General features: G+C 64.3%; 23 protein-coding genes. 13 read left to right on the top strand and 10 right to left on the bottom strand.

Annotation, left to right across the window (positions count from 1 at the left end):
* The first annotated feature begins 83 nt into the window (after positions 1–83).
* The 4 genes from XH80_RS08535 (at position 84) to XH80_RS08520 (ending at position 2,355) form a co-directional block, all read left to right on the top strand.
* Positions 84–473 (top strand): response regulator, encoded by a 390-nt coding sequence (locus XH80_RS08535; RefSeq protein ID WP_057748528.1) that lies wholly within the window; start codon positions 84–86, stop codon positions 471–473.
* Positions 474–507: 34 nt separating this feature from the next.
* Positions 508–1,389: a CheR family methyltransferase gene (locus tag XH80_RS08530; protein WP_057748531.1), complete on the top strand. Its 882-nt coding sequence runs from the start codon at positions 508–510 to the stop codon at positions 1,387–1,389.
* Positions 1,390–1,391: 2 nt separating this feature from the next.
* The gene (locus XH80_RS08525) at positions 1,392–1,709 is read left to right on the top strand and encodes a hypothetical protein (RefSeq protein WP_057748535.1); all 318 of its coding nucleotides are present in this window, start codon (positions 1,392–1,394) and stop codon (positions 1,707–1,709) included.
* Positions 1,710–1,851: 142 nt separating this feature from the next.
* Positions 1,852–2,355, top strand: a complete 504-nt coding sequence (locus XH80_RS08520; RefSeq protein WP_271598213.1) for a response regulator — start codon at positions 1,852–1,854, stop codon at positions 2,353–2,355.
* A 53-nt stretch (positions 2,356–2,408) separates the two neighbouring features.
* On the opposite strand, the gene XH80_RS08515 is transcribed toward XH80_RS08520, so the two are convergent.
* The gene (locus XH80_RS08515) at positions 2,409–2,714 is read right to left on the bottom strand and encodes a hypothetical protein (RefSeq protein WP_271598212.1); all 306 of its coding nucleotides are present in this window, start codon (positions 2,712–2,714) and stop codon (positions 2,409–2,411) included.
* 164 nt (positions 2,715–2,878) lie between these two features.
* On the opposite strand from XH80_RS08515, the gene XH80_RS08510 reads away from it, so the two are divergent.
* Positions 2,879–3,514, top strand: a complete 636-nt coding sequence (locus tag XH80_RS08510) for a response regulator transcription factor (RefSeq protein WP_057748544.1) — start codon at positions 2,879–2,881, stop codon at positions 3,512–3,514.
* Positions 3,515–3,716: 202 nt separating this feature from the next.
* Here XH80_RS08510 and XH80_RS08505 read toward each other — a convergent pair whose 3' ends face one another.
* Both XH80_RS08505 and XH80_RS08500 read right to left on the bottom strand, forming a co-directional pair.
* Positions 3,717–7,313 carry a PAS domain S-box protein gene (locus XH80_RS08505; protein WP_271598211.1) on the bottom strand — a complete coding sequence of 1,199 codons (3,597 nt, stop codon included), beginning with the start codon at positions 7,311–7,313 and terminating at the stop codon, positions 3,717–3,719.
* Positions 7,291–7,710 carry a response regulator gene (locus XH80_RS08500; protein WP_271598210.1) on the bottom strand — a complete coding sequence of 140 codons (420 nt, stop codon included), beginning with the start codon at positions 7,708–7,710 and terminating at the stop codon, positions 7,291–7,293. The genes XH80_RS08505 and XH80_RS08500 overlap by 23 nt, the downstream gene beginning before the upstream one ends.
* A 257-nt stretch (positions 7,711–7,967) precedes the next feature.
* Here XH80_RS08500 and araD point away from each other — a divergent pair, with 257 nt between their 5' ends.
* Positions 7,968–9,707 (top strand): L-arabinonate dehydratase, encoded by a 1,740-nt coding sequence (gene araD, locus XH80_RS08495; protein WP_271598209.1) that lies wholly within the window; start codon positions 7,968–7,970, stop codon positions 9,705–9,707.
* Positions 9,708–9,803: 96 nt separating this feature from the next.
* Entirely contained in the window at positions 9,804–10,523 is a 720-nt protein-coding gene (locus tag XH80_RS08490) for a ribonuclease activity regulator RraA (RefSeq protein WP_271598208.1), read from the top strand.
* Positions 10,524–10,683: 160 nt separating this feature from the next.
* On the opposite strand, the gene XH80_RS08485 is transcribed toward XH80_RS08490, so the two are convergent.
* Complete coding sequence (locus XH80_RS08485) at positions 10,684–12,789, bottom strand: S9 family peptidase (protein ID WP_271598207.1); 2,106 nt, start codon at positions 12,787–12,789, stop codon at positions 10,684–10,686.
* A 139-nt stretch (positions 12,790–12,928) separates the two neighbouring features.
* Here XH80_RS08485 and XH80_RS08480 point away from each other — a divergent pair, with 139 nt between their 5' ends.
* Together XH80_RS08480 and XH80_RS08475 are read left to right on the top strand one after the other, a co-directional pair.
* Positions 12,929–14,365 carry an MBOAT family O-acyltransferase gene (locus tag XH80_RS08480; protein ID WP_271598206.1) on the top strand — a complete coding sequence of 479 codons (1,437 nt, stop codon included), beginning with the start codon at positions 12,929–12,931 and terminating at the stop codon, positions 14,363–14,365.
* Positions 14,365–15,468, top strand: coding sequence for a hypothetical protein (locus tag XH80_RS08475; protein ID WP_271598205.1), 1,104 nt, complete (start codon positions 14,365–14,367; stop codon positions 15,466–15,468). Before XH80_RS08480 ends, XH80_RS08475 begins: the two co-directional genes overlap by 1 nt.
* 21 nt (positions 15,469–15,489) lie before the next feature.
* On the opposite strand, the gene XH80_RS08470 is transcribed toward XH80_RS08475, so the two are convergent.
* The 3 genes from XH80_RS08470 to XH80_RS08460 all read right to left on the bottom strand — a co-directional run bounded on the left by XH80_RS08470 (position 15,490) and on the right by XH80_RS08460 (position 19,533).
* A complete protein-coding gene (locus XH80_RS08470; protein ID WP_271598204.1) occupies positions 15,490–16,677 on the bottom strand; it encodes a pyridoxal-phosphate-dependent aminotransferase family protein in 1,188 nt (395 codons plus the stop codon).
* A 164-nt stretch (positions 16,678–16,841) separates the two neighbouring features.
* A complete protein-coding gene (locus XH80_RS08465) occupies positions 16,842–17,579 on the bottom strand; it encodes a thermonuclease family protein (protein WP_271598203.1) in 738 nt (245 codons plus the stop codon).
* Between the two features lie 226 nt (positions 17,580–17,805).
* Entirely contained in the window at positions 17,806–19,533 is a 1,728-nt protein-coding gene (locus XH80_RS08460; protein WP_271598202.1) for a hypothetical protein, read from the bottom strand.
* A gap of 408 nt (positions 19,534–19,941) precedes the next feature.
* Between XH80_RS08460 and XH80_RS08455 the strand changes: the two genes are divergently transcribed.
* Positions 19,942–20,787, top strand: a complete 846-nt coding sequence (locus XH80_RS08455; protein ID WP_271598201.1) for a caspase family protein — start codon at positions 19,942–19,944, stop codon at positions 20,785–20,787.
* Between the two features lie 242 nt (positions 20,788–21,029).
* On the opposite strand, the gene XH80_RS08450 is transcribed toward XH80_RS08455, so the two are convergent.
* The 3 genes from XH80_RS08450 to XH80_RS08440 form a co-directional block, all read right to left on the bottom strand.
* Entirely contained in the window at positions 21,030–21,920 is an 891-nt protein-coding gene (locus XH80_RS08450; RefSeq protein ID WP_271598200.1) for an efflux RND transporter periplasmic adaptor subunit, read from the bottom strand.
* 361 nt (positions 21,921–22,281) lie between these two features.
* Positions 22,282–23,388 carry a lactonase family protein gene (locus tag XH80_RS08445; protein WP_442869130.1) on the bottom strand — a complete coding sequence of 369 codons (1,107 nt, stop codon included), beginning with the start codon at positions 23,386–23,388 and terminating at the stop codon, positions 22,282–22,284.
* Between the two features lie 157 nt (positions 23,389–23,545).
* Positions 23,546–23,683: a hypothetical protein gene (locus tag XH80_RS08440; RefSeq protein WP_271598198.1), complete on the bottom strand. Its 138-nt coding sequence runs from the start codon at positions 23,681–23,683 to the stop codon at positions 23,546–23,548.
* A 131-nt stretch (positions 23,684–23,814) separates the two neighbouring features.
* Between XH80_RS08440 and XH80_RS08435 the strand changes: the two genes are divergently transcribed.
* The 3 genes from XH80_RS08435 to XH80_RS08425 all read left to right on the top strand — a co-directional run bounded on the left by XH80_RS08435 (position 23,815) and on the right by XH80_RS08425 (position 26,506).
* Entirely contained in the window at positions 23,815–24,006 is a 192-nt protein-coding gene (locus XH80_RS08435) for a hypothetical protein (RefSeq protein ID WP_271598197.1), read from the top strand.
* Between the two features lie 401 nt (positions 24,007–24,407).
* On the top strand, positions 24,408–25,484 hold the full coding sequence (locus XH80_RS08430; protein WP_271598196.1) for a hypothetical protein: 1,077 nt from the start codon (positions 24,408–24,410) through the stop codon (positions 25,482–25,484).
* 8 nt (positions 25,485–25,492) lie between these two features.
* Positions 25,493–26,506 carry a methyl-accepting chemotaxis protein gene (locus XH80_RS08425; protein WP_271598195.1) on the top strand — a complete coding sequence of 338 codons (1,014 nt, stop codon included), beginning with the start codon at positions 25,493–25,495 and terminating at the stop codon, positions 26,504–26,506.
* Positions 26,507–26,593 lie beyond the last annotated feature (87 nt).

The following is a 26,593-nucleotide window of genomic DNA, read 5'->3' as shown; positions in this document are numbered from 1 at the left end:
ATCGATCGCGTCCTCGAGCTCGAAACCAAAGTGCAAATGGCTGCCTGAACATTCACGAAAGAGATGTGAGCCGGAGATCCAAGATGAAGACCTGTTTGGTGGTTGACGATTCCAGCATCGTACGCAAGGTCGCGCGCCGCATCGTCGAAGCGCTGGGCTTCCAAGTCATTGAGGCGGAAGACGGCGTCGAGGCGCTGGTCCATTGCAAGAAGGCCATGCCGGAAGCCGTCCTGCTGGACTGGAATATGCCCGTCATGGACGGCTTCCAGTTCCTGGGCACGCTACGCCGCATGCCCGGCGGCGACGAGCCCAAGGTCGTGTTCTGCACCACCGAGAACGGCATCGACCACATCACCAAGGCGATGGGCGGCGGCGCCAACGAATACATCATGAAGCCGTTCGACAAGGAAATCGTGTTGGCGAAGTTCCAGGAGGTCGGACTGGTCGCGCGCGAAGAAGAAACGGCAGCCTGAAAATCCACTGGTTAGTAGCGTCAAGAGGTATCCTGTGAACTCGCCCGACTACGAGTATCTGCGTAAGCTGCTGAAAGAGCGCTCCGGCCTCGACCTGTCCGCGGACAAGCAATATCTGCTCGAAAGCCGCCTGTTGCCGCTGGCGCGCAAGGCGGGCCTGTCCGGCATCCCCGAGCTCGTGCAGAAGCTGCAAGGCGGCTCGAGCGCGCTGATCACAAGCGTGGTCGAAGCCATGACCACGAACGAGACCTTCTTCTTTCGCGACAAGGTCCCGTTCGACCATTTCCGCGACACCATCATGCCCGAGGTCCTCAAAGCCCGCGCGGCTCGCCGCAGCGTGCGGATCTGGTGCGCCGCAGGCTCGACCGGGCAGGAGCCCTATTCGCTCGCCATGACCCTGAAGGAAATGGGCGCGGCGCTGACCGGCTGGCGTGTCGAGATCATCGCGACCGACCTCTCGCAGGAGGTGCTGGAGAAGGCCAAAGCCGGCGTCTACAGCCAGTTCGAGGTGCAGCGCGGCCTGCCGATCCAGATGCTGATGAAACATTTCAAGCAGACCGGCGAGACCTGGCAGATCAATCCCGAGCTGCGGGCGATGATCCAGCACCGCCAGCTCAATCTGCTGCAGGATTTCTCTCACCTCGGCACGTTCGACGTCATCTTCTGCCGCAACGTCCTGATCTATTTCGATCAGGAAACCAAGATCAACATCTTCAACCGCCTTGCCCGACAGATCGAGCCCGACGGCTTCCTGGTGCTCGGCGCGGCGGAGACCGTGGTCGGGTTGACTGATACGTTCAGGCCGCTCGCCGATCGCCGCGGCCTCTACCGACCGAACGATCCGCGCACTGCCGCGGCAAAGCCGGCGGTCGACGGTGTCGCAGCGCCGCGCGTGGCGGCAATGGCAGGACGATAGGCATGGCCGAGGATGGCAAGGGCGTAGAGCGCGTCACATTCAGTCGTGGTTATGATGTCTGCATCATGGCCATCGACGGCACGTGGCGGCGCGACTGTACGCTCAATGCAATTTCCGACACCGATGCCATCCTCACGGTTGAAGGCTCGATCCAGGGATTGAATCTGAAGGAGTTCTTCCTGCTGCTGTCATCGACCGGCCTTGCCTACCGTCGCTGCGAGCTGGTGCGCGTCAACGGCGCCGAGATGGACATCCAGTTTCTGCGCGGCAAGAACCGCAAGAAGCGCGGCGCGGCCAACGGCCATGACGCAGTGGCGTGATAGCCACGCGCTCCCTGCTGCCCTTTCCTGACGTGTTGCTTCACATTTTCTGAAAACATCCGACCGAATTCGCCGTCCCGGCTTTACGTCGTTTAAGCGCGGACCCTGTATCCATGACAGGTCGCAATTTCAGGGTCCGGCCATGCCAAGAAGCTCCCTCTCCCCCATCCCGTCAAACCTGCCCGACGTCGCCGAGCGGCGCGCGCTTCAGCTCCTGGTGGTCGATGACGACGCCACGCAGCGCAGTCTGATCACGGTCGCCGCCAAGCAGGCCGGCCATGAAGTGGCCGTTGCGCCGTCGGTTGCGGAAGCCATCGAAAAGCTGCGTACCGCGCGCTTCGACTGCGTGACGCTCGACCTCGTGCTGGAGGATGGTGACGGCGTCGACGTGCTGCGCGAGATGGCGGCAGCCAAATTCACCGGCTCGGTGATCATGATCAGCGGCATGGACGGCAAGCGCCGCAGCGCCGCTCGCAGCCTCGCCCGTTCCGTCGGGATCGAGCTTCAGAGCCTGCCGAAGCCGCTGGATCTTGCCGCGCTGCGCATCAGCCTCGCCAATCTCGGCAAGACCGCGATGGGGCTGCCGACGATCCATACCTGGGGCGGCGTTGCGAGCGACGCAATCGTGGAACGACACCGCGCCTAGAGGCGCGGAGCTGCCATGGTCGGCTGCGGCAAATCGGCCGCTCTGACTGCCATCTAGGCAGGATTGCCGGATTCCGACAGCAATTCCAAGGCGTGACCGAGCTCCGCCCGGCACGCATTGAGGGCGGCGCTCGCCGTGGCAAAACGGGGCGTCACATCGTCGAGCACGACGATCTCGCTGGAACCCAAATCGGCGCTATCGTCCTCCGGCTCCATATCTTCCGAGGACATGGCGGCGTCGATCAGGCGCATGCCGATCTCGATGCGCGCGATCAGGGAGCGAATTTCAGCCGCGATCAACTGACGGCTGTCCGTTTCAGCCATTGCGGCGAGCGGGGGTGTGCCGGCGTATTTTAGCATGGATATTCTCCGTCACCCGCAATAAGGCACCTCAGCGCTACTTGTGCGTTAAGTTCATGTCCCGTACAAATGCGGGTGGGCTGAATCTGCGCCGAAAGCCGTAAACATCAGGCGCGGACGCGGGTCCTTGAATGCCGGCGTGGCTTGGCGAATGGACATGGCACATGGTCGAACAAACCTCCCGTGGTGAGATCTTCGTGGTCGATGACGACCCTGCTGTTCGCGACACCTTGTCGATGGTGTTGAAGGCGGCGGGCTATGAGGTGATCTGTTTTGCGGACGGTGCGGCCCTGCTGTCCGTCGCGCGAAACCGGACACCGGCTGCGATCCTGCTCGACGTGCACATTCCCGGAAAGTCGGGCCTCGATATTCTGAAGGAGCTGCACGGCGAGGACTATCCGGCGCCGATCTTCATGATCTCCGGGCAGGGCGACATCGCGATGGCGGTGGGCGCGATCAAGAGCGGCGCACTGGACTTCATCGAGAAGCCGTTCCGAGGCAGCGAGATCGTCGGCCGGCTGGATGAGGCGATCGGCGCTTATGCACGCAGGCAGGCAGAGAACGCCTCGCCGAAATTCGGCTCACTGCATTTCCCCGGCCGCGAGCCGCTGACCCGCAGGGAGCGCGAGGTGCTCGAGCAATTCGCCGCCGGTGCGTCCAACAAGGAAGCCGGCCGCACGCTCGGCATCAGCCCGCGCACCATCGAGGATCACCGCGCCAACATCATGAAGAAGCTCGGCGCCCGCAATGCCGCCGACCTGATCCGCATCGTGATGACCGCAGCCCAGCGCGCGTCGTAGCGTTATATGTGAGATGCCGTAGGGCGGGCAAAGCGAAGCGTGCCCACGATTTTTACGTGATGTAGCAAGAGATCGTGGGCACGGCGCAAGTGCGCCTTTGCCCACCCTGCGAGAGCTCGCGACCCCGCTAAGTTCAGGCTCGTGCAGGCCGCAACACTGTCCCGGATTTCGCTGCGCTCCATCCGGGCTACGGACAGTCGCCTCAGCCGCTCAGCGCCCTGCGGATGATCCGCGCCAGGTCGGATTTGCGATAGGGTTTGGCTAGCAGCAGCACCCCCGAATCCAGCCGGCCGTGATGGATGATCGCGTTCTCGGTATAGCCTGACGTGTAAACCACCTTGAGATCGGGCCGCGTCTTCAGCACCTCGTCGGCAAGCTGCCGTCCGTTCATGTTGCCGGGCATGATCACGTCGGTGAACAGCAGATCGAACGGTGTGTCGCTGGCAACGATCGCGAGTGCCTCGGCGGCATTGGCGGCCTGCAGGGTGACGTAGCCCAGCGAATGCAATTGGGCCAGCACATAGTCGCGCACCAGCCGGTCGTCCTCGACTACGAGGATGGTCTCGTGCCCGCCCTCGATCGTAACCGGAGTCACGCCTTCGGCAACCACCGCAGGTGTCTTGCCCGGCGGCAGGTACATCTTGATCGTCGTGCCGTGGCCTTCCTCGCTGTAGATCTTGATGTGGCCCGCGGACTGCTTGATGAAGCCGTAGACCATGGAGAGGCCGAGGCCGGTGCCCCTGCCCGGCCCCTTCGAGGTGAAGAAGGGGTCAAATACGCGCGCCAGCATGTGGGACGGAATGCCGGTCCCGGTATCGCTCACCGCGATCAGCACGTAGTGACCGGGCGAGGCATCATTGGCGCTGGCATAGGCCTCGTCGAGATAGGCGGCGCCCGTTTCCACGATCAGCTTGCCGCCACCGGGCATCGCGTCACGCGCGTTGAGCGCGAGATTGAGGATGGCCGTGGTGAGCTGGTTCGGATCGACGATTGCGACGCAGCTCTCGTCCTCGAACACGGATTCGATCTGGATCTGCTCGCCCAGCGTCGGCCGCAGCAGCTTTGCGGTGTCGATGATCAGCGAATTGATGTCGATCTCGCGCGGCTGCAGCGGCTGCTTGCGGGCAAAGGCGAGCAGGTGCTGGGTCAGCTCTGCGCCGCGTCCGGCAGCCTCGTCGATCATCTTCGTGATCGCGGCAAGCCTGGGATCCTTGGCCACCGCGTCGGCCAGGATTTCGATGGTGCCGGTGATGACGGTGAGGATGTTGTTGAAATCGTGCGCCACGCCGCCGGTGAGCTGGCCGACCGCCTCCATCTTCTCGGCATGACGGATCCGCTCCTCGGAGGCGATCTTGTCGGTGAGGTCGCGGTAGAACCCGTTGAACAGCATGCCCTCGCGGCGCCTGAGCGCCGTGACGCTGAGCTCGGCCGTGAACTCCTTGCCATCGCGGCGTCGGACCATCAGCTCGCGGCGGCGGTTGATCGTCTGTCCATCGGCGGGTTGCAGGAAGCCTGCAATGCCGGCCCTTACCCTCTCGCGCTCGCTCTCGGCGATGATCAGGTCGAGCGCGTTCTTGCCGAGCGCCTCGTCCCGCCGCCAACCGAACAGCTCCTCGGCCCGCGAGCTCCAGTTCAGGATGGTGCCGTGTTCGTCGTTCTGGACGAAGGCGTCGAGCGCGGTCTCCACGATGTTGCGCGCAAGCTGCTCGCTGTCACGCAGGGATTCTGCGGCCAGCCTTGCCTCGGACATGTCGCGTCCGACAAAGAAGAAGCGCTTGGCCGGATCCGACCAGTTGCCGAGCCAGGACAGCCAGACCTCGCGGCCGTCCTTGTGGAAGCAGCGCGTGTCGGCGATCTTCGGATGCCCGCCGCGCCGAAGCTCGCGCATTTCCTCGCGGGACCGCTCGAGATGGGCGGGATGGATGAAATCCTCACCGCTGCGTCCGATCATCTCCTCGGGGCGATAGCCGAGGATGGTCTCGCTGCTCGGGCTGATCTGCGCGATATGGCCGCGCGAGTTTATGATCATGATCAGATCCTGCGAGGTGTCGAACAGCTGCCGCCGCTCCTCCAGCTGCTGCTGCAGTGCCCGCTCCGCCCGCCGCGCCTCGGTCAGACTGCGCGCGGATCCGGAGGCGCCGATGATCTCGCCCGACGGCCCCCTGATCGGCGACAGGCCGAGCGATATCTCGACCGGGGTGCCGTCCTTGCGCAGCCGGACCGTCTCGAAGCGTTCGACAGTCTCGCCCCTCGATATCCGCGCCAGATAGTCCTTGCCCTGCTCGCGGCGGTCGGGCGGGACAATGATCGAGGTGGACTTCCCGATCGCTTCACTGGCGGAATATCCATAGAGCCGTTCGGCGGCGGGATTCCAGCCGGTGATGATGGCGTCGAGCGATTGCATCACGATCGCATCGTCGGACGATTCCACGGCGGCGCTGAACAAGAGCTCGCGCGTCGCATGATGGCTTCGTGCGGCCTCGGTGCGGCGATGCTCCTGGACCTCGCGTTCGAGAGCGGCTGCTTTCGCGCGCGTTTCCTCGACCATCCGGGCAAAAGCCCGCGCCAGCGCGCCGGTCTCGCCGCTCGCGTCGACCGGAATGTCCGCTGGCTGTCCGTTGCCGATAGCCTCCACGGCCCTGGTCAGGCGGGTGATCGGGCGCGTCAATGAGCGTGCGAGCAGCACTGCGAGTAAAGCTGCGGCGAAGACCGCAAGCATGCCGACCAGCAAGGACGTTTTTTGAATCGCGGCCGGCACGCGGCCGAAGACGGCCGGAGGAATCGTCTCGATGATCCCAACCCAATCCGCATTCGCGAGCAGCGCCGGCGCTATTGCCGCGCCACTCGGCCGGCCGGCCGCATCGGTGCTGAGCTGCGTGGACACATCCCGCGTGCCGGCCAAGGCTGCAAAATAGGGAAAGTCATCGCGCCAGTTGGTAGAGTGGCCACGCAATGAACCGAATTCTCGTGCGCGATCGGGATGAACGAGATAGTCGCCGCGCGCGTCCACGACGTAAATCTCCCCGCCTGAGCTCGTTGTCGAGCGGATGCGGTCGAGCGGCGGACGCATGTCGATATTGGCGATGATGATGCCGAACGGCTTGCCGTCGGGTGTGAACAGCGGCGTCCCGACCCGGAGAGTTGGCGTGTGCAAGTCTGTGGTGCCGCCGCGGTGGGTCGCCAGCTCGATTGGCGAAACATAAATCTCGCCCGGCGCGAGCCGGATCGTTTCCTGAAAGTAGGCTCGCTCGCTCTTGCGCTCCAACTCGCTGTTGGGGATGATCCGCGCCGTTCCGTTCGGGCCGGAGCGATCGACGCGAACCAGCTCACGCTGATCGTCGTCAAGACCGATGATTCGAAACTGCGCGTAGCTGGGTTTGGCCTCGATTTCGGCTGCGAGCCGTGTCGCGATGCGATCGCGCCAGGTTTGCTCGGACACGCCGTCATCAGGGTCAATTCCCCCACCGGCGTGAGCACGGATCAGACCGTTGATAGCCGCGGCGGAGCGGTAGCCGACCAAATCGCCGCGGGCTCCGGCAACATAGGATTCAAGATTATTGGCGAGCAGGCGCGACTGCGCTTCGACCCGCTCCAGGACGCGGGGAATGACGGCCTGGGTGATGTTGCGGTAGCCCAGCCAACCGACCGCCGCCACCGTAACCGCCACCAGCAGAATCATCGCCACGGCCAGTCGTGTTGCGAGCGTCATGGGAATTCCTACGGGACTCCCTGGACGATCGCGCCTGTTCTGGCTCTTGGCGGCGGAGATGCTCCTATCACCGGCGGCTGGCATTGACATCGGGCCCCTCCGACTCGCCCGCCTTCAGGCAATTGTCGACCGCTGCCAGCAGCGCGTCGGCCCGGAACGGCTTCTGCAGACTCGCGACGGCGCCAAGCTTGGTCGCCATCTTCAGGAAATCCGGCTCGGCATAGGAGTCAGGCGTGATCGAGCGGCCGGAAATGACGATGATCGGAATGGCAGGTCTCAGGGCCCGGACGTGGCGCATCGTCTCCAGCCCGTCCATGCCCGGCATGTAGATGTCGAGGAACAACAGGTCGAACTCGTTGATCGCGAACAAAGCGAGCCCTTTGCGGCCGTCGCCGGCGACGGTCACATGGTGGCCGGCCCGCTCCAACAGCAGCCGGATTGTCAGCTGAGCCGCCGGATCGTCATCCACGATCAGGATGTTGGCCACTCTGAAACCCTCCGGGGGGTCGGATCGGATGCTCCCTACGACCCAGACCAAAGCTCCAAATGCGAAATTGTTGCGCGGATTCCCATCTGCCTGCAAGCACTTCGGGGCCTCGTTGAGATCAGCCGCCCGATATTGCGGCGCACCTTGGATCTAAGCACGTTTGCGTGCATATCAGGTAAAAACCGGTTGTCCCGTGCCTTGCGGGTCGTGAACATCCCATGAGAAGAGCGGGGCGGATTCCCTGACGGAGAAGGCAAGTGAGTAACAAGAAGAAAACACCCGACCAGCTCCGCAGCGCGCGCTGGTTTGCGCCTGACGACCTTCGCTCGTTCGGTCACCGTTCCCGCGCCATGCAGATGGGCTACGCCCCGGAGGAGTGGAAGGATCGGCCGTGCATCGCGATCATCAACACCTGGTCGGAGGCGCAGCCCTGCCACATGCACTTCAAGTCGCGCGTCGACGACGTCAAGCGCGGCATCCTGATGGCCGGCGGCCTGCCGGTGGAATTGCCGGCGCTGTCGCTGTCGGAATCGCTGCTGAAGCCGACCACCATGCTCTATCGCAATCTGCTGGCGATGGAAGCGGAGGAGCTGCTGCGCAGCCATCCGGTCGATGGCGTGGTGCTGATGGGCGGCTGTGACAAGACCACGCCGGCACTGCTGCTTGGCGCGACCTCGATGAACATCCCGGCGATCTACTTGCCGGCCGGCCCGATGCTGCGCGGCAACTGGAAAGGCAAGACGCTCGGCTCCGGCTCCGACGGCTGGAAATATTGGGACGAACGGCGTGCCGGAAAGATCTCCGACAAGGACTGGCTCGACATCGAAGCCGGCATCGCCCGCAGCTACGGCACCTGCATGACCATGGGCACAGCCTCGACCATGACGGCGATTGCCGAAGCGATCGGCATGACGCTGCCGGGCGCCTCCTCGATTCCGGCGGCCGATGCCAACCATATCCGGATGGCCTCTGAATGCGGCCGCCGCATCGTCGAGATGGTGTGGGAGGACCTGACGCCGAAGACGATCCAGACCCGCAAGGCGTTCGAGAACGCCATTGCGGTGGCGATGGCAATGGGCTGCTCGACCAACGCGATCATCCATCTGATCGCCCAGGCCCGCCGCGCCGGCCAGGATATCGGCCTCGACGATTTCGAGATCGCGAGTCGCAAGGTGCCAGTCATCGCCAACGTCCGCCCGAGCGGCGATACCTATCTGATGGAAGACTTCTTCTATGCCGGCGGCCTGCCGGCGTTGATGGGCCAGATCAAGCAGCATCTGCATCTCGATTGCATCACCGTCACCGGCAAGACCCTGGGCGAGAACATCGACGGTGCCGAGGTGCACAATGCCGACGTGATCCGCTCGGTCGCCAATCCCATCTACCAGGAGGGCGCGCTTGCGGTGCTCAAGGGCAATCTCGCGCCCGACGGCTGCGTCATCAAGCCGAGCGCCTGCGCGCCGCGCTTCCTCAAGCATACGGGCCCGGCGCTGGTGTTCGACGATTATCCGGCGATGAAGAAGGCGGTCGACGATCCCAATCTCGACGTGACCGAAGATCACATCCTGATCCTGCGCAATGCGGGGCCGCAAGGCGGGCCGGGCATGCCGGAATGGGGCATGCTGCCGATCCCGACCAAGCTGGTGAAGCAGGGCGTGCGCGACATGGTGCGCATCTCGGATGCGCGCATGAGCGGCACCAGCTATGGCGCCTGCATCCTGCACGTCTCGCCGGAATCCTATATCGGCGGCCCGCTGGCGCTGGTGCAGAACGGCGACCGCATCACGCTTGACGTCGCCGCGCGCACCATCAATCTCGATGTATCAGAAGCCGAGCTGGCAAAACGCCGCGCTGCCTGGAAGCAGCCGGAGCGCCGCTTCGAGCGCGGCTATGGCTGGATGTTCACCAAGCACATCAAGCAGGCCAATGAGGGCTGCGACTTCGACTTCCTCGAGACCGATTTCGGCGCGCCGGTCGGCGAGCCGTCGATTTATTAGGTTCACCGTCGTTCCGGGGCGCGAAGCGAACCCGGAACCTGGAGATTCCGGGTTCGGCTTCGCCGCCCCGGAATGACGATCAGAGAGAGCACACCAATGTCCAAACTGTCCGAAGCCACCCGCAACAAGCTCAAATCCGTCTCCACTGCCACCGTCGCCACCGCGCTGTTCAAGCGTGGCCTGCGCATCCAGATGATCCAGGACGTGCATCCCGTCGGCCCTGACAAGCCGACCATGGTCGGTGAGGCCTTCACGCTGCGCTACATGCCGGCGCGCGAGGACCTCAATACCATCGAGGTGTTCAAGGATCGCTCCCATCCGCAGCGCAAGGCGGTCGAGGATTGCCCGCCGGGCGCCGTGCTGGTGATGGACAGCCGCAAGGATGCGCGGGCGGCGTCGGCCGGCGCGATCCTGGTGACGCGATTGATGAAGCGCGGCGTCGCTGGCGTCGTCACTGATGGCGGCTTTCGCGATTCCGCCGAAATTGCAAAACTCGGCATCCCCGCCTATCACCATCGCCCGTCAGCGCCGACCAATCTGACGCTGCATCAGGCGATCGAGATCAACGTTCCCATCGGCTGCGGCGATGCGCCGGTGTTTCCCGGCGACGTCATCCTCGGCGATGCCGACGGCGTCATCGTGATCCCCGCGCATCTCGCCGACGAGATCGCCAACGAAACCTTCGAGATGACCGCGTTCGAGGATTTCGTCACCGAGGAGGTTGGCAAGGGCCGCGGCATTTTCGGCCTCTATCCCGCGACCGATCCGCAGACGCTGACCGACTTCGCGGCATGGCGGAAGAAGAACGGTCGCTGATTTCTTCGCCTCTCCCCGCGCGCGGGAAGAGGCGAAGCCCCGCAATCTGAGCTGCCGTAGGGTGGGCAAAGCGAAGCGTGCCCACCCCTCCCTCAAATATTTAGAGAGGGTGGGCACGGCGCTACGCGCCTTTGCCCACCCTACAAGGCTGCGGCCATCGCTACACCCTCGCCGCCGCCATTCCCGTTGCCCACAGCGCGAATGCATAGACGATCGCGACTTCATCGAGCCGGTCAAACCGGCCTGATGCGCCGCCATGGCCGGCGCCCATGTTGGTGCGCAGGAGCACCGGGCCGCCGCCGGTCATAGTGGCGCGCAAGCGCGCGATCCATTTGGCGGGCTCCCAATAGGTGACGCGCGGATCGGTCAATCCGCCCATCGCCAAAATCGCCGGATACTCCCTCGCCGCGACGTTGTCGTAAGGCGAATAGGACAGGATGGTGCGGAAATCCTTTTCGCTCTCGATCGGGTTGCCCCATTCGGGCCATTCCGGCGGCGTCAGCGGCAGCGTGTCGTCGAGCATGGTGTTGAGCACGTCGACGAACGGCACTTCCGCGACGATGCCCGCGAACAATTCGCCGGCGCGGTTGGCGACCGCGCCCATCAGCATGCCGCCCGCCGAACCGCCATGGCCGACAATGCGCTTGGCGCTGGTGTATTTCGCATCGATCAGCGCGCGGGCGCTGGCGACGAAATCGTCGAACGAATTGGTCTTCTTCTCGCGCTTGCCGTCGAGATACCAGCCCCAGCCCTTGTCGGCGCCGCCGCGGATATGCGCGATGGCATAGACAAAGCCGCGATCGACCAGTGACAGGCGGTTGGCGTTGAACGAGGCCGGCATCGCCATGCCGTAGGAGCCGTAGCCGTAGAGCAGCAGCGGCGCCGTACCGTCGAGCTTGAGGCCGCGGCGATGGAGGATCGAGACCGGTACTTCGGCGCCGTCATGCGCCTTCGCCATGATGCGCGTGGTGACGTAATCGGCCGCGTTATGGCCTGACGGAATCTCCTGACGCTTGCGAAGCACGCGCGTCCGCCTGGCCATGTCGTAGTCGTAGACCTCCGACGGCGTCGTCATCGATGAATAGGCAAAGCGCAAATTCGTGGTGTCGAATTCGTAGGAGCCCATCGTGTCGAGCGAATAGGCGGCCTCGTCGAAGGCGATCGCGTGCTCTTGCCTGGTGGCGAGATCGCGGATCACGATCGACGGCAGTGCGTTGGCGCGCTCCAGCCGCACCAGATGGCCGGCATAGAGATCGATGTCGATGATGTAGATGCCGGGGCGATAGGGGATCAGGTCGCGCCAGTTCTTGCGATCGGGCGAGCCAAGCGGCGCCGTCACGATCTTGAAATCGATGGCATCGTCCGCATTGGTCAGGATGAAGAGCTCGTCGCCGCGATCGGCGAGCGAATATTGCACGCCCTCTTCGCGCGCCGCGACCAGGCGTGGCGGCGCTTCGGGGTTGGCGAGATCGATCAGCCGCTGCTCCGACGTCTCGTGATCGCCGCCGGCGATCACGCAGAAGCGGCCGCTGGTGCTCTCGTGCAGATGGGTGAACCAGCCGGCATCCTGCTCCTCATAGACCAGCGTGTCGTCGGCCTGTTTGGTGCCGAGCCTGTGCCGCCACACCTGCATCGGCCGGTGATTGTCGTCGAGCTTCACATAGAAGAAGCTTTTGGCGTCCTTGCTCCAGACTACGCCGCCGTCGGTCTCCTCGACGATGTCGTCGAGATCTTCACCGCTCGCCCAGTCGCGGACGCGGATCGTGAAATATTCCGAGCCCTTGGTATCCGCGCTCCAGGCCTGCAGCTTGTGGTCGTTGGAGTGGCGGCTGCCGCCGAACTTGAAATATTTGTGGCCTTTTGCCAGTTCGTCGCCGTCGAGCACGATGTGCTCAACGCCGCCATCGCGCGGCATGCGGCCGAACAGCTCGTGCTGCCCGCCTTCGCGAAACCTGCGGAAATAGGCGAACGGCCCGTCCGGCGACGGCACGCTGGAATCGTCCTCCTTGATCCGCCCGCGCATCTCGCGCACCAGCGTCTTTTGCAATGGTGCGGTATGGCCGAGCAGGCTCTCGGTGTAGCCGTTCTCCTCATCGAGATATTTGCGGATGTCCGGATCGAGCACTTTGGGGTCGCGCAGCACCTCCTGCCATTTCGCGTCCTTCAGCCAGGCGTAGTCGTCGCTCACGGTGATGCCGTGCCGGGTGAAGGAATGCGGCCGGCGCGGGGCGACGGGGGGCTGGGAAGCTGTCTTGGCCTGGGTCACTCGATCCTCATTGAGAAGTGTGTTCCACCTTATATCGTTCCGATTCCACCAATTGCCAGCGCCGCTGCTTCACCTCGCCGGGTTGTTGATCGGTCCCTTCTATGCTTTAGGCTCGATATCCCGCCGCCGGTTCAGCCTGATGCTTTTCAACTCCTACCCGTTCATCCTGCTGTTCCTGCCCGTCGCGCTGGCCGGTTATTTCCGGTTGGGGCGGCGCAGCAATCTTGCGCCGGTGATCTGGCTGGCGCTGGCCTCGCTCGCCTTCTATGCCATCGGCAACGGGCAGTTCGTGGCCCTGTTGCTGCTCTCGATCGCCTTCAACTACGGCATTGGCCAGCTCCTCATCGTGGCGAAGCTCGGCCCCTCGCAACGAAAAGCCGCGGTCATTCTCGGCGTTGCCGGCGATCTCCTCGTGCTCGGCATCTTCAAATATGCCGGCTTCGCCACCGAGAACGTCAACGCACTGCTCGGCACGCATTTTGCGGTCCACATCCTGCTGCCCATCGGCATCTCCTTCTACACGTTCACGCAGATTGCGTTCCTCGTGGACGCCTATCGTGGCCAGGTCACGGCCTGCGCGCTGCCGCATTACGCGTTGTTCGTGACCTACTTTCCGCATCTGATCGCGGGGCCGATCCTCCACCACAAGGACATGATCCCGCAATTCGAGCGGAAGGAGACCAAGCATCCCGACGCGCATCTGATCCTGTGCGGCATCATCGTCTTCGCGATCGGCCTGTTCAAGAAGACCTGCCTTGCCGACGGCATCCAGCCGCTGGTCGCACTCGCCTTCGAGGCGCGCTCGCCGAGCTTTGACCAGGCCTGGCTTGGCGCGCTCGCTTACACCTTCCAGCTCTATTTCGACTTCTCCGGCTATTCCGACATGGCGATCGGCATCTCGCTGATGTTCGGCATCTTCCTGCCGGTGAATTTCAACTCGCCTTACAAGGCCACCAGCATCGTCGAGTTCTGGCGTCGCTGGCACATGACGCTGTCGCAATTCCTGCGCGACTACCTCTACATCCCGCTCGGGGGCAACAGGCGCGGCCCTCTGCTGCGCTACGTCAACCTTATGATCACGATGCTGCTCGGCGGCCTCTGGCACGGTGCGGCCTGGACCTTCGTGGCGTGGGGCGCGCTGCACGGCGCTTATCTCTGCGTCAATCACGCCTTCAATGCGCTGGTGCCAGGCATCCCATCAGCCCTAGCGCGCCCGGCCCGCATGGCCGGCGCCGTGCTGACGTTCCTGGCCGTCGTCATCGCCTGGGTGTTCTTCCGCGCCGTGAGCATCGACTGGGCGCTGCGAGTGCTCCGCGCCATGGCCGATCCTTCGAATATCGTCTTCGGCCGCGACGAGGTCGCCGCAATGGTGCTGATTGCCATCTATGCCGCTCTGGTCTGGCTGGCGCCGAACACGCAAACCATCATGGGCTATGATCACGGCAATCGTCGGGTGGGCGAGGCGTGGCGGGCAGGGCGCGTGCGGCCGCTGCTGCTCTACGGTGCATCGCTGGTGCTCGCCTTCGGCATTCTGGGCATCCAGAGCCACAGCGAATTCATCTATTTCCGGTTCTGATGCGCTGGGCCTTCACACATTTACGGCGTCTTCTGCTCGCGAGCGTCGCCTGCGTGCTGGGCGCGGCATTGCTCACCTTTCTCGTCGATCCCCTGCAGCTGTTCCGCCCCTCGCAGCTGGCCTTCTACTCCGACGACACGCGCGTGCAGAACGCCGGGCTGATCCGCAGCCAGGCGTTCGACACCGCCTTCATCGGCACCTCGCTCGCCATCCATTTCCGCCAGAGCGATATCGATCGCGCGCTTGGCGTGCATTCGCTGAAGCTGGCGATGACCGGATCCAATTCGCGCCAGCAAAGCTTCGTGCTGGACCAGGCGATCGCCCGCGGTGCCAAGCGCGTGATCTGGGAGATGGATGATTTCATCTTCGTCGATGCCGCCGACATCGAGGCCGATCCTTATCTCCCCGTCGATCTCTACCGCAGCACGACGAAAGGCATCGCGTCCTATCTGTTCAGCGCTGCGATGGCGAAGGAATCCCTGTTCACGCTGTTGCGATCGATGCCGCCGTTGAAGCAGCCGCTGACACAGGCGGCGCCTTATCTGCCGGTCAAGTTCGCGCTGCCTGATGTCGACGACATCTATGCCCTGCCGCGGGATGTCGACGTCGCACGTGACTACAACGCGAACAGGGCGCTTGCCGCCTTCGCTTACATCACGAGTCCCGTGCGCAGCCGTTTTCTCGGCGAAGGCTATGGCTATGAGGCCATGATCAGGCATTTCGAGCAGGATGCCGTGGGCCTGATCACGCGTCACCCCGACGTGACGTTTGACGTCTATTTCCCGCCATACTCCATCCTGCAATTCGTCGCGATGCGCGATGCCTCGCCCGGGACGTTGAAGATCGTCATGGATCTTACCGCGGTGATCGCGCAGCGCCTGACGCAGCTGCCCAATGTGCGCCTGCACGATTTCCGCGCGATCAAGGCGGTGACGCACGATTTGAGCAATTACGGCGACGTCATCCACCATTCGCCTGACGTGGATGCGAAGGTGTTGCAGTGGCTGGCGAGCGGGGAATATCGGGTGGACCCGAACAAGCCGCTTGCGTCGCTGCATGAGCTGAAGGCGCAGGTGGATGCGTATCGGCTGCCACAGCCGTAGCTCCGCCGGGACGACAGTGAATTACGCCCCCACCTGCTCGCCAAGATACGACACCGCAGCCTCGAGCCCGCCCTTGCCATGCGGGATCTTCAGCGCATTCAACCCGACCTCGATGACCCCGAGCGTGCCGAGCAGCATCGGCGCGTTGACATGGCCCATATGGGCGATGCGGAAGGCCTGGCCGGAGAGGTCACCGATGCCGGTGCCGAGCACGACGCCGCACTTCTCCTTGCAATAGCGTTGCAGCACCGCGGGGTCGTGGCCGGTGGTCATGGTCACCGTCGTCACGGTGTTGGAGCGCTCATGCGGTTCGGCAACATTGAAACCGAGCACCTGGCCTTCCGTCCATGCGCTGACCGCGCGGCGCGCGGCTTCGCCGAGCAAGGCGTGGCGACGGAAGGCGTTCTCCAGGCCTTCCTCGTGCAGCATGTCGATCGCCTTGCGCAGCGCGAACAGCAAATGCACCGGGGCGGTGCCGGCATATTTGCGGTAGTTCTCGGTGCCCTCGCGCTCGCTCCAGCTCCAATAGGGCGTGGACATGTTGGCCTTCTTGTGGACCTCCTGCGCGCGGGCGCTGGCCGCGACGAAGCCGAGGCCGGGCGGCGTCATCAGGCCCTTCTGCGAGCCGGACATCGCGACATCGACGCCCCATTTGTCCATCTCGAACGGCATGCAGCCGAGCGAGGCCACGGTGTCGACCATGTACAGCGCCGGATGGCCGGCTGCCTTGATCGCCTTGCCGATCGCCTCGATGTCGTTCTGCACGCCGGAGGCGGTGTCGATCTGGACAACGACGACAGCCTTGATCTTGTGCTCGGTGTCGCGGCGCAGCCGCTCCTCGACCTCGTGCGGGCGCACCGCGCGGCGCCAGTCGCCCTTAAGCACCTCGACCTCGGCGCCCATCAGCGCTGCCGCGTTGCCCCAGCCGATGGCAAAGCGTCCGCTCTCCAGCACCAGCACCTTGTCGCCGCGCGACAGCACGTTGCTCAGCGCGGCTTCCCACGCGCCGTGACCGTTGGCGATGTAGATGTAGGACTTGCCCTTGGTTGCGAACAGACCAGAGATGTCGCGGAGCAGGCTTTCGGTCAGCTCGAGCATCTCCCTGGAGTAGATGTCGATCGCCGGACGATGCATCGCCTGCAGCACCGCGTCGGGCATCGTGGTGGGTCCGGGGATGGCCAGAAATTCCCGGCCCGCGCGAACGGTCATTGCTATCTTCCTTGTGTCGTGAAGACTGTCTGGTGGGTCGCTGATTTGTTCTTCTACGCGGCTGGGCGCCTTGAGAAAAGTACGCAAAACGCAGGTCTGGGGCGGTTTTTTGTTGTGAGCATGGTCTTGCCGGAAAACCGCATCACACTTTTCCGGACCATGCTCTATCGTTTAGTCTCCCGGCAGCCGGCGGCCTCCGCCTCCTCGACCGAGCAGAACCAGCGGGTGCCCTTGCTGATCTTCATCTTGATCTGGGCGTACCAGCGGCTGGTGGGCTGATGGTAAATGCACTCGCCCGACGAATTGACGTTGCCCTTGATGGTGCAGTCAGGCGAGGGCGCGACCGGCCCGGAGGCCGAGGCGAGCAGCACCGCATGGGCGCCCTCGGGCGGCTTGGTGGCGCCCAGGATCGCAGTCTTCTTGTTGCGCACGCGCCAGTCCCAGGGCGCGATGAAGGCGCCCTGCCACATCCCGGCCTTGGCTTCACGCGCGGCCGCTTCGTCCGCCTCGTAGTCCTTGGAGACGCGGACATAGGCCAGCGCCCAGCCGTTGCGCACCAGCCATTTCTGGATGTCCTCGCCGCCGACCTCGCAGCGCGCCACGGTGCGGCCGCGCCGGTCGATCGAGCGGGCATGGCAGACCCAGGTCTTGCCCTCGGCGTATTTGGCGAGCTCGTCGCGCGCGGCGACGCCGCAAGTCCAGCGCTCGCTCTTGGTGTTGAGGCAGAGCTGGTCCGCCGAGGGCGCGTCGATGCCGCCGAGCCGGATCCGCGTGGTGCCGATCACGACGGAATCGCCATCGCGAACCTTGGCGGTGCCGGTGATGTCGGCGGCCAGCGCCAGTGAAGGCAAGCCGAGCAAAGACAGCGCAATCAGGAATTTTCGCAACGGGCCGGTCCGCATTGTCTCAAGAACACCTTGATAAGCCGCGCAATTGTGGTCGGCTTTGGGCTGCACGGCCAGCCTATGCCGAACAGCGAGGCTTTCAATTTCACGTCATTGCGAGGGAGGTCTCGTAGGGTGGGCAAAGCGAAGCGTGCCCGCCATAAGCAGATGGTGGGCGCGGCGCGAAGTGCGCGCCTTTGCCCACCCTACGAGACCGGTGCCCGCGGCACGCGTGCGACCAATCTCACCCCCGCGCCATCGCTCGCTTCGCCACGGCCAACCCCATCAGCACAAACGCCGACGTCACCTCCGGCCCCCCGACCAGAATCCGCGTCGGGGTCTTCATCTTGTTCCATTCATAGGCGCAGAACGGGCCGCGGCGGCCGCCCTCGCCGACGGCGTTGACGATCACGTTCAGCGCCGGCGCGAAGGCGCGCGGATCGGCACCGAGATGGCCGAGCGCGATCAGCGCCAGCGCGGCGTCGAACACGTTCATCTCCGCGGCCATCAGCTCGCCCTTGACGTAGGAGAGCACGCGATGGCGGATGAAGTCGAAATCGCCGGCGGGATCGATTGCGGCCTGCGCTGCCAACGGCAACGCCAGGAAGGCCGCATAGCAGCGGCCGAAATAGGCGCTGTAGAGTTCCGGCAGATAATAGATGTGCGAGCGCGGATTGGAAAAGGCGCCGCTCGCAGCCAGGCGCTTCTGGAAACCGATGATGCGATGCACGGTCGCGAGCCGCGCCGGCGTCTCCAGAATCTTCCAGCGTTTGAGGTTGCGGAAGCTCACCTCGAGAATGTCGAGATTGAGCGTCGGATCGAGATCGTTGCCGTAGGGACGCTCGCCTTTGAGATTGTCGATCCAGGTGGCAACGCCGCCTTCGTAGTCGATGTTATCGTTGAGCGGCACCGTCACGCGCGGCTCGTTGACGCCCGTATGCACCTGGTAGGTGGCGTAAAAATCCAGGAGCGGCTGGTCGATGATCGCATCAAGGCAGCCGGCCTGCGTCGCTGCCGAGATCGAGCACGCCGTGGTGTCGCAGTCGGGCACATAGACGCCGAAGCCGAGGTCCTGCTTGATCTGGGCGAAATAGCGCGAGAAGCGCGGATGCGGCGCCGGTGCCAGCGCGGTGATGACGTTGAAGCGCGCGCCGTCTGCCCCCTCGACTTCCTCGCGGCTGATATTGACGCAGAAATCGACCATGTCGGCGATGGCGCCCTCGGCCGCGATCTTCTCCGCCGGTGCGGCGAGCCCGCTCTCGACATAGCTGAGCAGCGCCTCGATGAAGAACGCATCGTAATAGGCCGAGCGGTGGCGGATCTGCACCGGCTCCCACATCGGCTCGGCGACCCCTCGCCAGGGCGGATTGACCACGGCGCGCGCGGGCGAGCGCGCGATGAAGACGCGGGCGAGGTTGAACAGCAGCGAGGAGTTCTTGTAGCCGCGCGCATTCAATCCTGACAGCGCCATGATCAGCTCGCGCCCGCGAAAGTCGGGATCGCCGATCAGGTTGAAGGCGGCATAGGTCGGCAGGAAACCGTTCTTGCGGTAAGAGCCGAGCAGATGCTGGGCGCAATCGCGGATGATGCCGTCGATCTGTGCCGGGGCAGGCATCGCGCCGACGAACGCGGCCGGCGGCGGTTGGGGATGGTCGAGCGCGATGGTGTCGACGAGCTCGGCGATGGGCGCGCCGACCGCCGTCCAGTCGGGCTCGGCATCGTCGCGGGCGCGGACCAGAGCCTCGCGCAACCGGGCGAGCTTCGCCTCGCCGCGCAGCTCGGGGAGGCCGGCACGGCGCAGCAGCAGGCGCAGCGCGGGATTGCCGAGCGCAGTCTTGTAGAATTTTGCCAGATGCGGATCGCCCCTGGCAGGACCCGACAATACGGGATCGCAGACGTCGTAAAGCGAGGGGCCGTCCTTGCGGGCTGTCAGCGCCCGGCACGCGGCACCTGCGAAATAATGAAAGCTCATGAAATACCTGGTCGCGGGGGACTTATCCGGAGGCAGGCCTGCGACCCGCCCCCGCAAGTCGTTGAAAAAGCTACCCGGATTCGCAGGAAATACAAATGTGATCAGCGTCACGAAAAAGGCGGCACGGGAGCTGCATGATCAGTCCCCGGAAGGGTACGGGGGAACCAAAAGGCGCGAATCTCGTTAGAGAAATCAGCCAATATTTTCAGCGGCTTAGGTCAAATTTGGGATGATCTATTGCCGGGCTGGCGATCTCGGGTTAAGGGTTTGTTTGGTGCGGCGCCGCAAATTGCGCGCAATTCGGGGGCACTCCCCCGGCCAATCCCTCAAACCTAAAGACGCCATCGCGCTACTCAAACAGTGTGCGCGCGCTTGGCAGGTCTTTGGCACTGACAGGAATGAAGCGAGATGAACCTTAGGCAGCTCGACATTTCCAGACGCTCGATTGCGTTCGCCGCGGCGCTGATCGGCACCGTGTCGCTGGCGATCGGCGCCCATGCTGCCCTCAACATGCGTGCGCTCGACGCAGCCAAGGCCGTTTCGACCGAGGTCACCGGCTCGGTCGGCCAGACCTCGCGTCTCGCGCTCGTCATCGGCAATGGTCATTACCCCGACGCCAGCGCGCCGCTGACACAGTCGATCAACGACGCGCGCGCGCTCTCCTCCAGTCTGCGCAAGAACGGTTTCGACGTCGACATGGTGGAAGACGCCAGCAAGGACGACATGGTCCGTGCCGTCAATCGGCTGAAGTCCCGGATCAAGCGCGACACCACCGTCATGCTGTTTTTCGGCGGCTATGGCGTGCAGGCCGGCCGCGAAAGCTACATGCTGCCTGTCGATGCCGTGATCTGGAAGGAAAGCGACGTCCGCCGCCAGGGCATCTCGATCGAGGGCGTGCTCGAGATGATGAAGGAGCAGGGTGCCAAGGCCAAGCTCGTCGTCGTCGATGCCTCGCGCCGTAACCCTTACGAGCGTCGCTTCCGGTCCTACTCGCACGGTCTCGCGCCGATCGGCACGCCCGACAATGCGCTGATCCTGACTTCGGCCTCGCCTGGCAAGGTCGCCGACGACGGCAAGGGCGAGCACTCGACGCTGGTCAGCGAGCTGCTCAACAACCTCAATGCGCAGGGCACCGCCGAAAGCGTCTTCAACAAGACCCGCGTCGCCATCTCCCGCGCTTCCGAGGGCGACCAGGTCCCGACCGTGTCATCCTCGCTGCTCGAGGACGTGCATTTCGACCAGGCCGGCGGTTAGTTTTTCTCCGCTCTCGTAGGTGGGCAAAGGCGCAACGCGCCGTGCCCCACCATCTCTCCGATATTTCGCGAGAAAGACGTGGGCACGCTCCGCTTTGCCCACCCTACGACATGCGTGTGTGACGCACGTCTGCCTCTCCACCGTCATTGCGAGGAGCTCTTGCGACGAAGCAATCCAGGATCTTTCCGCGGAGAGATTCTGGATTGCTTCGCTACGCTCGCAATGACGGATGACGCGCGCCCTTACTTCGCCGCCTCGCTCGCCATCACCGGCCGCACCGGATCGCCTTCGCGCAGAAGCGCGCCGGCGCGGGCGACGACGATGTCGCCTTCGACGAGGCCGTCGCGGACCTCGATATTGCCGCCCGACATCAATCCGATCTCGACGCGCTTGGTCTCGACGCGGTTGCGGCGGATCACCTGCACCACGGTGCCGGCGGATGAATATTGCACCGCTGTGAGCGGTACCGCGACATTGCAGCTCTGACCGGTCTTGATCAGCGCGCGGCCGCTCGCATTCAGCAGCAGCCGCTTCTGCGGGGAAGAGATGCCGATATAGACCATGCCCTGCTGGATGTTCGGCTCGACGGTCGGACCGATGCGGCGCACCTTGCCGTCGATATCGCCGGCGCCGGCAATGCGCACGGTGACAGGCTGATTGACCGCGAGCTTGCGCATGTCGGTGGTCGCGACCAGGCCGACGAGATCGTATTCGCTGCGCGCCACGATCGTGAACAGCGCCTCGCCCTTGGCCGAGGCGAGGTTGCCGATCTGTGCGGTCGAGGTGGCGATCACGCCGGCCACGGGCGCGGTGACCTGGAGCGTGCCGCCTTCGGGCAGCGCCAGCCGCGCCATCACCTGGCCGGCCGTCGTGGTGTCCCCGGCCTCGGCCAGCACCTCCGTCACCTTCAGCCCCGGACGCTCGGGCCGCACCGAGGTCTCCTCGCGCGCGATGATCGTGCCGGTGGCCTCGACGATGTCGGAGAAACAGGATTTGGCCGCCTTCAACACCGTGACCGCCGGCCCCTTGGGCGCGTCGTCATCGGCCGCGCGCACGGGCTGGACAGAAATCAGCGCCAGGCCGGCAAGGGCAATGAAGGTCTGGGACAGGGAACGCGCAGGCAATGAACGCATCGGTCATTCCGGTTGGCCGCAAGGAGGCTTGCATCGATAGCAGAAGCGGCAGCACTGGGCCATGGGCTGACCGGGTGAGAATTGCCGCAGCGCAGGCGGCGCAATGCCGCCCGTTGAATTGGTCGCTGCAAGAGCGAAGAGGTTCGCTGTCTGCGCCCCCTCTCCCGCTTGCTGGAGAGGGCTGGGGAGAGGGTGTCACCACGAAGGGACAATCCCCAAGAGGAAAGAACCCTCACCCGCCACGCTCTGCGAGCGTGCATAGCCGAGGCTACGCCTCGGCGTCTTTTAAGGACGGCCGCCGAAGGCGGCCTATGCTCTCCCGCAGGCGGGAGAGGCGGAGCAAGCCCGCGGACCTCACGCTTCACTGCAACGTCAAAAACTCCACCCAGTTCGGCTTCTTGCCGGTGGCATAGGACTTCAGCTTGCTGAGCGCGCCGCTGCTCTGATCGATGGCGTAGACCGTCATGGCGTCGGAGAGTTCGCCCACCGTGGCGAGATAGCGGCCGGTCGGATCGATGTTGAAGCCGCGCGGCTGCTTCTCGGTCGGCACGCTGCCGACGGTGGTCAGCTTGCCCGATGTCGCATCGACCTTGTAGGCGGTCAGCGTGTTGGTGGTGCGCTCGGAGGCATAGAGGAAGCGACCGTCCGGGGTGATGTGGATGTCGGCGGCCCAAGGTTTCTGACCAGAGTCTTTTCCGTTGAAGCCTTCCGGCAGCGCGGTGGTGCGCTGGATCTCGCTCCAGGCCCCGCTCCCTGCCTCATAGCTGTACGCCGCGACGTCGCCGTTCAGCTCGTGGATGAGATAGACGAACTTGCCATCGGGGTGGAACACGAAGTGCCGCGGCCCGGATTTCTCCGGCGTCTTGACAGCAGGCTCGCTCGGCGTCAGCGAGCCGGCGCTGGCATCGAACGCAAAGCGCAGCACCTGGTCCGAACCGAGATTGGTTGCGAACACAAAACGGTTGTCGGGCGAGGGCAGGAAGGCGTGTGCGTTCAGCCCGGTCGGGATCACTTGCTTCGGCTCGGCGACGACGCCGTTCGCAGGAAGCGGATTCAACGCGACCTTGTTGCCGCCATAGGAGGCGCTGAACAGCACCTTGCCGCCGCGGTCGGTCGCGATGTTGGCCATGCTGTCGGCGAGCGGCCCGTTGCCGATATGGTTGAGGAGGCCGGTCTTCGGGTCGATCGCAAAGCTCACCGCCTGGAAAGGCTGCGAACGGACGCCGGCGATCAGCACGCGGTGGTCAGGCGTGATCGCGAGCGGCGTCGAGGCGCCGGGCTTTTCGATGCCGGTGAAGGCGGCGGTCTCTACCAGCGTCATCTCGCCGTTGTCGGCGAGCTTGAACACGCTGATGTCGTTGCTGTCGGCATTGCCGACATAGGCGAAGGTTTCGGCCATGCCGGCACGGGCTCCCAAGACGAGGGCAAGAGCGGTGAAAAGGGTGGTCGCGATCGCAGCGCGCGGCAATTTCGATGTGACTTGGCGTCCCGGTCCGATCAAGGGCGTCCTCCTGCCGATGTGGCGTTATCGTTTTGCGGCAGAGGATAGCGGCTGGCATTCCCTTGCACCAAAATCCAGATGGGATCGATCGATGCCGAAATTGCATCGTTTCATTGGCTCGCCGCTAGCGCACCGCCGCCGTCAGGTCGTGCGAGTGCAGATGCGGGGCGGCCGCATGGTCGGGCGGTCCGAGCACGGTCCACACGGCGACCGCCACTATGGTGGAGGTGAGGATGGTCCAGGCGACGAGTTGCTTCCGCATCAGGCCAAATCCGTCGGTCGAGACATCGGTGCGCTCTGGCCATTCTGCACCGCAAAAAGCGATGCGGCTGTGAACTCGTTCACAGCGCAAATAGTGCGCGAACCATTGCCGGCGCTGTGCATTGACCCGGCATGCCCCGCGAAAACGACCTCGAAGGCAAGCCCGACATGGGCGGCAAGCACGGCGGCCAGGCCGGCCAGCCGAAGCCGCCGCCGCGCCCGCGCGAAGGCGCTCGCGATGAAGATGTCGTGGCAAAGCGCCACACCGGTCAAGCCGACCAAACCGGTCGTAAGGTCTCGCCGACCAACACATCAAAGCGCTAAGCTTTGCCTGCTATTGCTCAAGTCGCAGGCCCCGGCCACGCGATCGTCAGGGAACGGCAGCCCCTTCGCGCCGTTACCCCGGTCCTGCAGGCCGAGGACACAACGGAGGCTGGTAAAACGGAGGCTGGAAGTGTTTTGGATCTATTGGGACACCGCTTGGTCGCTGATCATCAGCGGTATCATGTTCACCACGATCGTGACCCACCCGGACGCCGAGTTCGCCGAGATCCGGGCCGGACGACAGTGACATTCCAGGCGAAAGCCTGAATAACGTCTGAAACATCCATCCGCGCGGGTGCCATTCAACGCGTCTCGCGCGTGGGTAAGCTGGTGAACCAAATCTTAGAGGCCGCGCGGTATTTTTCTGCATCATTTTCTGATTCAGAGGCCCGGCGCTCCCTATGGCATTGTTCGGCAATCCTTCGATTCGTTCTGTTCTCGGCGCCATCATCGGTGTCCTCGGCCTGTTCCTGGTCGGGCAGCTCGCAAGCGGGCTGTTCGGTGCGGTCGAGCGCAACAGCGCCGCGCAAAAGGTCGAGCGCTATGCCGGCACTGACCAGCAGCTCTTCACGGCTCTGCTCGGCTTCCGGATCGAGCGCGGCACCTTCCTGTCGGCGCTGGTTGCCGAAGAGCCGGCCAATTCCGCTGCCGATGACCGAATCGCGGCCAACCGGCAGACGTCGGAAGCGGCCTACAAGAGCGTGCTCGAACGCCTCGACGGCGTGTCCGATTCCCGCCTTGCCGGCCTCCTGGGCAAGCTCGTTGCGCTCCATGATGCCTTGATGCCGCTGCGGACCAAGGCCGAAGGCCTGATCCATCAGCCGAAGGCGGCGCGCGACACCAAGCTGGCCGACGAGTTCCGGAAAACGGCGGCGGACTATCTCGATGCCATCCTCGCGCTGACCGTCGATCTCGAGAACGCGCTCAAGCTCACCGACCCCGTCGTCGATCATTTGCTGGGCGTCAAGCAGTCGGCCTGGGCCGCACGCAATTTCGGCGGCCTCATCGCGATCCGTCTCGAGGCCGCGGGTGCCGCCGCAAAGCCCTGGACCGCCCAAGACATCGTCGGGGCGGCCGAGGACGGCGGCCGTGCCAAGCAGGCCTGGAGCCAGGTGCAGGATGCGGCCAGCCGCGCTGACGCCCCGGCGAGCCTCACGGACGTCATTGCGCGTTCGAAGGCTGGCGATGCCGTTGCCATGGTCGAGCGCCAGCAGGGTCTCATCAAGGCGCTGAGCAACAACCAGACCATCGACATCAAGGGCGTCGAGCTTGCCAAGCTCAACACCGCCATCCTCAATTTCTATGTCGAGGCCGGCCAGGCGGCGCTTGCCGAAATGGTCGCCCGCGCCGGGCAGCAGAAGACGGCCGCGATATGGAGCCTCGCCTTCAACGGCGCCATGATGCTGGTGGCGCTCGCCATCACGGTGTTCGGCTTCATCCTGGTTCGGAGCCGCGTCTCGACGCGATCCGCAAGCTGACGCAGGCGATGCAAAAGCTCGCCGAGCGCGACTATGAGATCGAGCTCGCAGGCATCGAGCGCGGCGACGAGATCGGCGAAATGTCGCGTGCCGTGTCGGTGTTCAGGGAGAACATGATCACGGGCGACCGCCTCGGCGAGGAAAAGGCGGCCGAGCAGGCCAAGAAGGAGCGGCGCCAGCTCGCGATCGACCGGCTGATCGAGCAGTTCGAAAAGACTGTCACGGAATCGCTGCACACGCTGGCCTCGGCCTCGGGCGAGCTGAATGCCACGGCGCAGTCGATGTCCTCGACCGCCGAGCAGGGCTCGTCCCAGGCCGCCTCCGTCGCGAGCCTGTCGGGCGATGCCTCCTCCAACGTGCAGACGGTGGCGGCGGCGACGGAAGAGCTGTCGGCTTCGATCAGCGAGATCAGCCGCCAGGTCGCCGAATCCTCCAGCATCGCGGGCGCCGCCGCCAGCGAAGCCGAGCGCACCAACACCGAGGTGCAGGCGCTGGCCGACGCCGCCCAGCGCATCGGCGATGTCGTCGCGCTGATCACGGGCATTGCCGAGCAGACCAATTTGCTCGCGCTCAACGCCACCATCGAGGCCGCGCGCGCCGGCGAGGCCGGCCGCGGCTTCGCGGTGGTCGCGTCCGAAGTGAAGAACCTGGCCACGCAGACCGCGAAGGCGACGGAAGAGATCACCGGCCAGGTCGCCGCGATCCAGGGCGCCACCAAATTGTCGGTGACCGCGATCCAGTCGATCGGCACCACCATCCAGCGCGTCAACGAGATCGCAGCCGCGATCGCGGCGGCAGTCGAGGAGCAGGGCGCCGCGACGCGCGAGATCGCGCGCAACGTGCAGCAGGCCTCGCAAGGCACCAACGAAGTCTCGCGGCATATCTCGGGCGTGTCGCAGGCGGCCGGGCAGACCGGTGCCGCCGCCGGCGAGGTGCTCGATTCCGCCAAGATGCTGGCGCGCCTGTCTGACGATCTCAAGCGCGACGTCGACCGCTTTGTCGGCGATCTCCGGGCGGCGTAGGTTCGTCGTTATCAGCCGTTAACGGTTCCAGTCCGAGGCGAAATCGCTTTGAAGTTTGTTAAATTTTGCTGGGTACCTCTCCCCTGG

The sequence above is a fragment of the Bradyrhizobium sp. CCBAU 45384 genome, from assembly GCF_028128665.1.
Lineage (GTDB): Bacteria > Pseudomonadota > Alphaproteobacteria > Rhizobiales > Xanthobacteraceae > Bradyrhizobium > Bradyrhizobium manausense.
The sequence above is the reverse complement of the archived record's forward strand: the minus strand, read 5'-3'. Positions and strand labels throughout refer to the sequence as shown.

What these genes read in the sequence shown, in the direction of transcription:
- XH80_RS08475 (WP_271598205.1), top strand. Translation starts at nt 14,365, where the DNA reads ATGCGCTGGGCCTTCACACATTTACGGCGTCTTCTGCTCGCGAGCGTC.
- XH80_RS08470 (WP_271598204.1), bottom strand. Translation starts at nt 16,677, where the DNA reads ATGACCGTTCGCGCGGGCCGGGAATTTCTGGCCATCCCCGGACCCACC.
- XH80_RS08505 (WP_271598211.1), bottom strand. Translation starts at nt 7,313, where the DNA reads ATGTCAATGCCAGCCGCCGGTGATAGGAGCATCTCCGCCGCCAAGAGC.
- XH80_RS08430 (WP_271598196.1), top strand. Translation starts at nt 24,408, where the DNA reads ATGGCATTGTTCGGCAATCCTTCGATTCGTTCTGTTCTCGGCGCCATC.
- XH80_RS08535 (WP_057748528.1), top strand. Translation starts at nt 84, where the DNA reads ATGAAGACCTGTTTGGTGGTTGACGATTCCAGCATCGTACGCAAGGTC.
- XH80_RS08480 (WP_271598206.1), top strand. Translation starts at nt 12,929, where the DNA reads ATGCTTTTCAACTCCTACCCGTTCATCCTGCTGTTCCTGCCCGTCGCG.
- XH80_RS08440 (WP_271598198.1), bottom strand. Translation starts at nt 23,683, where the DNA reads ATGCGGAAGCAACTCGTCGCCTGGACCATCCTCACCTCCACCATAGTG.
- XH80_RS08460 (WP_271598202.1), bottom strand. Translation starts at nt 19,533, where the DNA reads ATGAGCTTTCATTATTTCGCAGGTGCCGCGTGCCGGGCGCTGACAGCC.
- XH80_RS08435 (WP_271598197.1), top strand. Translation starts at nt 23,815, where the DNA reads ATGCCCCGCGAAAACGACCTCGAAGGCAAGCCCGACATGGGCGGCAAG.
- XH80_RS08455 (WP_271598201.1), top strand. Translation starts at nt 19,942, where the DNA reads ATGAACCTTAGGCAGCTCGACATTTCCAGACGCTCGATTGCGTTCGCC.
- XH80_RS08520 (WP_271598213.1), top strand. Translation starts at nt 1,852, where the DNA reads ATGCCAAGAAGCTCCCTCTCCCCCATCCCGTCAAACCTGCCCGACGTC.
- XH80_RS08465 (WP_271598203.1), bottom strand. Translation starts at nt 17,579, where the DNA reads ATGCGGACCGGCCCGTTGCGAAAATTCCTGATTGCGCTGTCTTTGCTC.
- XH80_RS08450 (WP_271598200.1), bottom strand. Translation starts at nt 21,920, where the DNA reads ATGCGTTCATTGCCTGCGCGTTCCCTGTCCCAGACCTTCATTGCCCTT.
- XH80_RS08515 (WP_271598212.1), bottom strand. Translation starts at nt 2,714, where the DNA reads ATGCTAAAATACGCCGGCACACCCCCGCTCGCCGCAATGGCTGAAACG.
- XH80_RS08510 (WP_057748544.1), top strand. Translation starts at nt 2,879, where the DNA reads ATGGTCGAACAAACCTCCCGTGGTGAGATCTTCGTGGTCGATGACGAC.
- XH80_RS08425 (WP_271598195.1), top strand. Translation starts at nt 25,493, where the DNA reads ATGCAAAAGCTCGCCGAGCGCGACTATGAGATCGAGCTCGCAGGCATC.
- XH80_RS08490 (WP_271598208.1), top strand. Translation starts at nt 9,804, where the DNA reads ATGTCCAAACTGTCCGAAGCCACCCGCAACAAGCTCAAATCCGTCTCC.
- XH80_RS08525 (WP_057748535.1), top strand. Translation starts at nt 1,392, where the DNA reads ATGGCCGAGGATGGCAAGGGCGTAGAGCGCGTCACATTCAGTCGTGGT.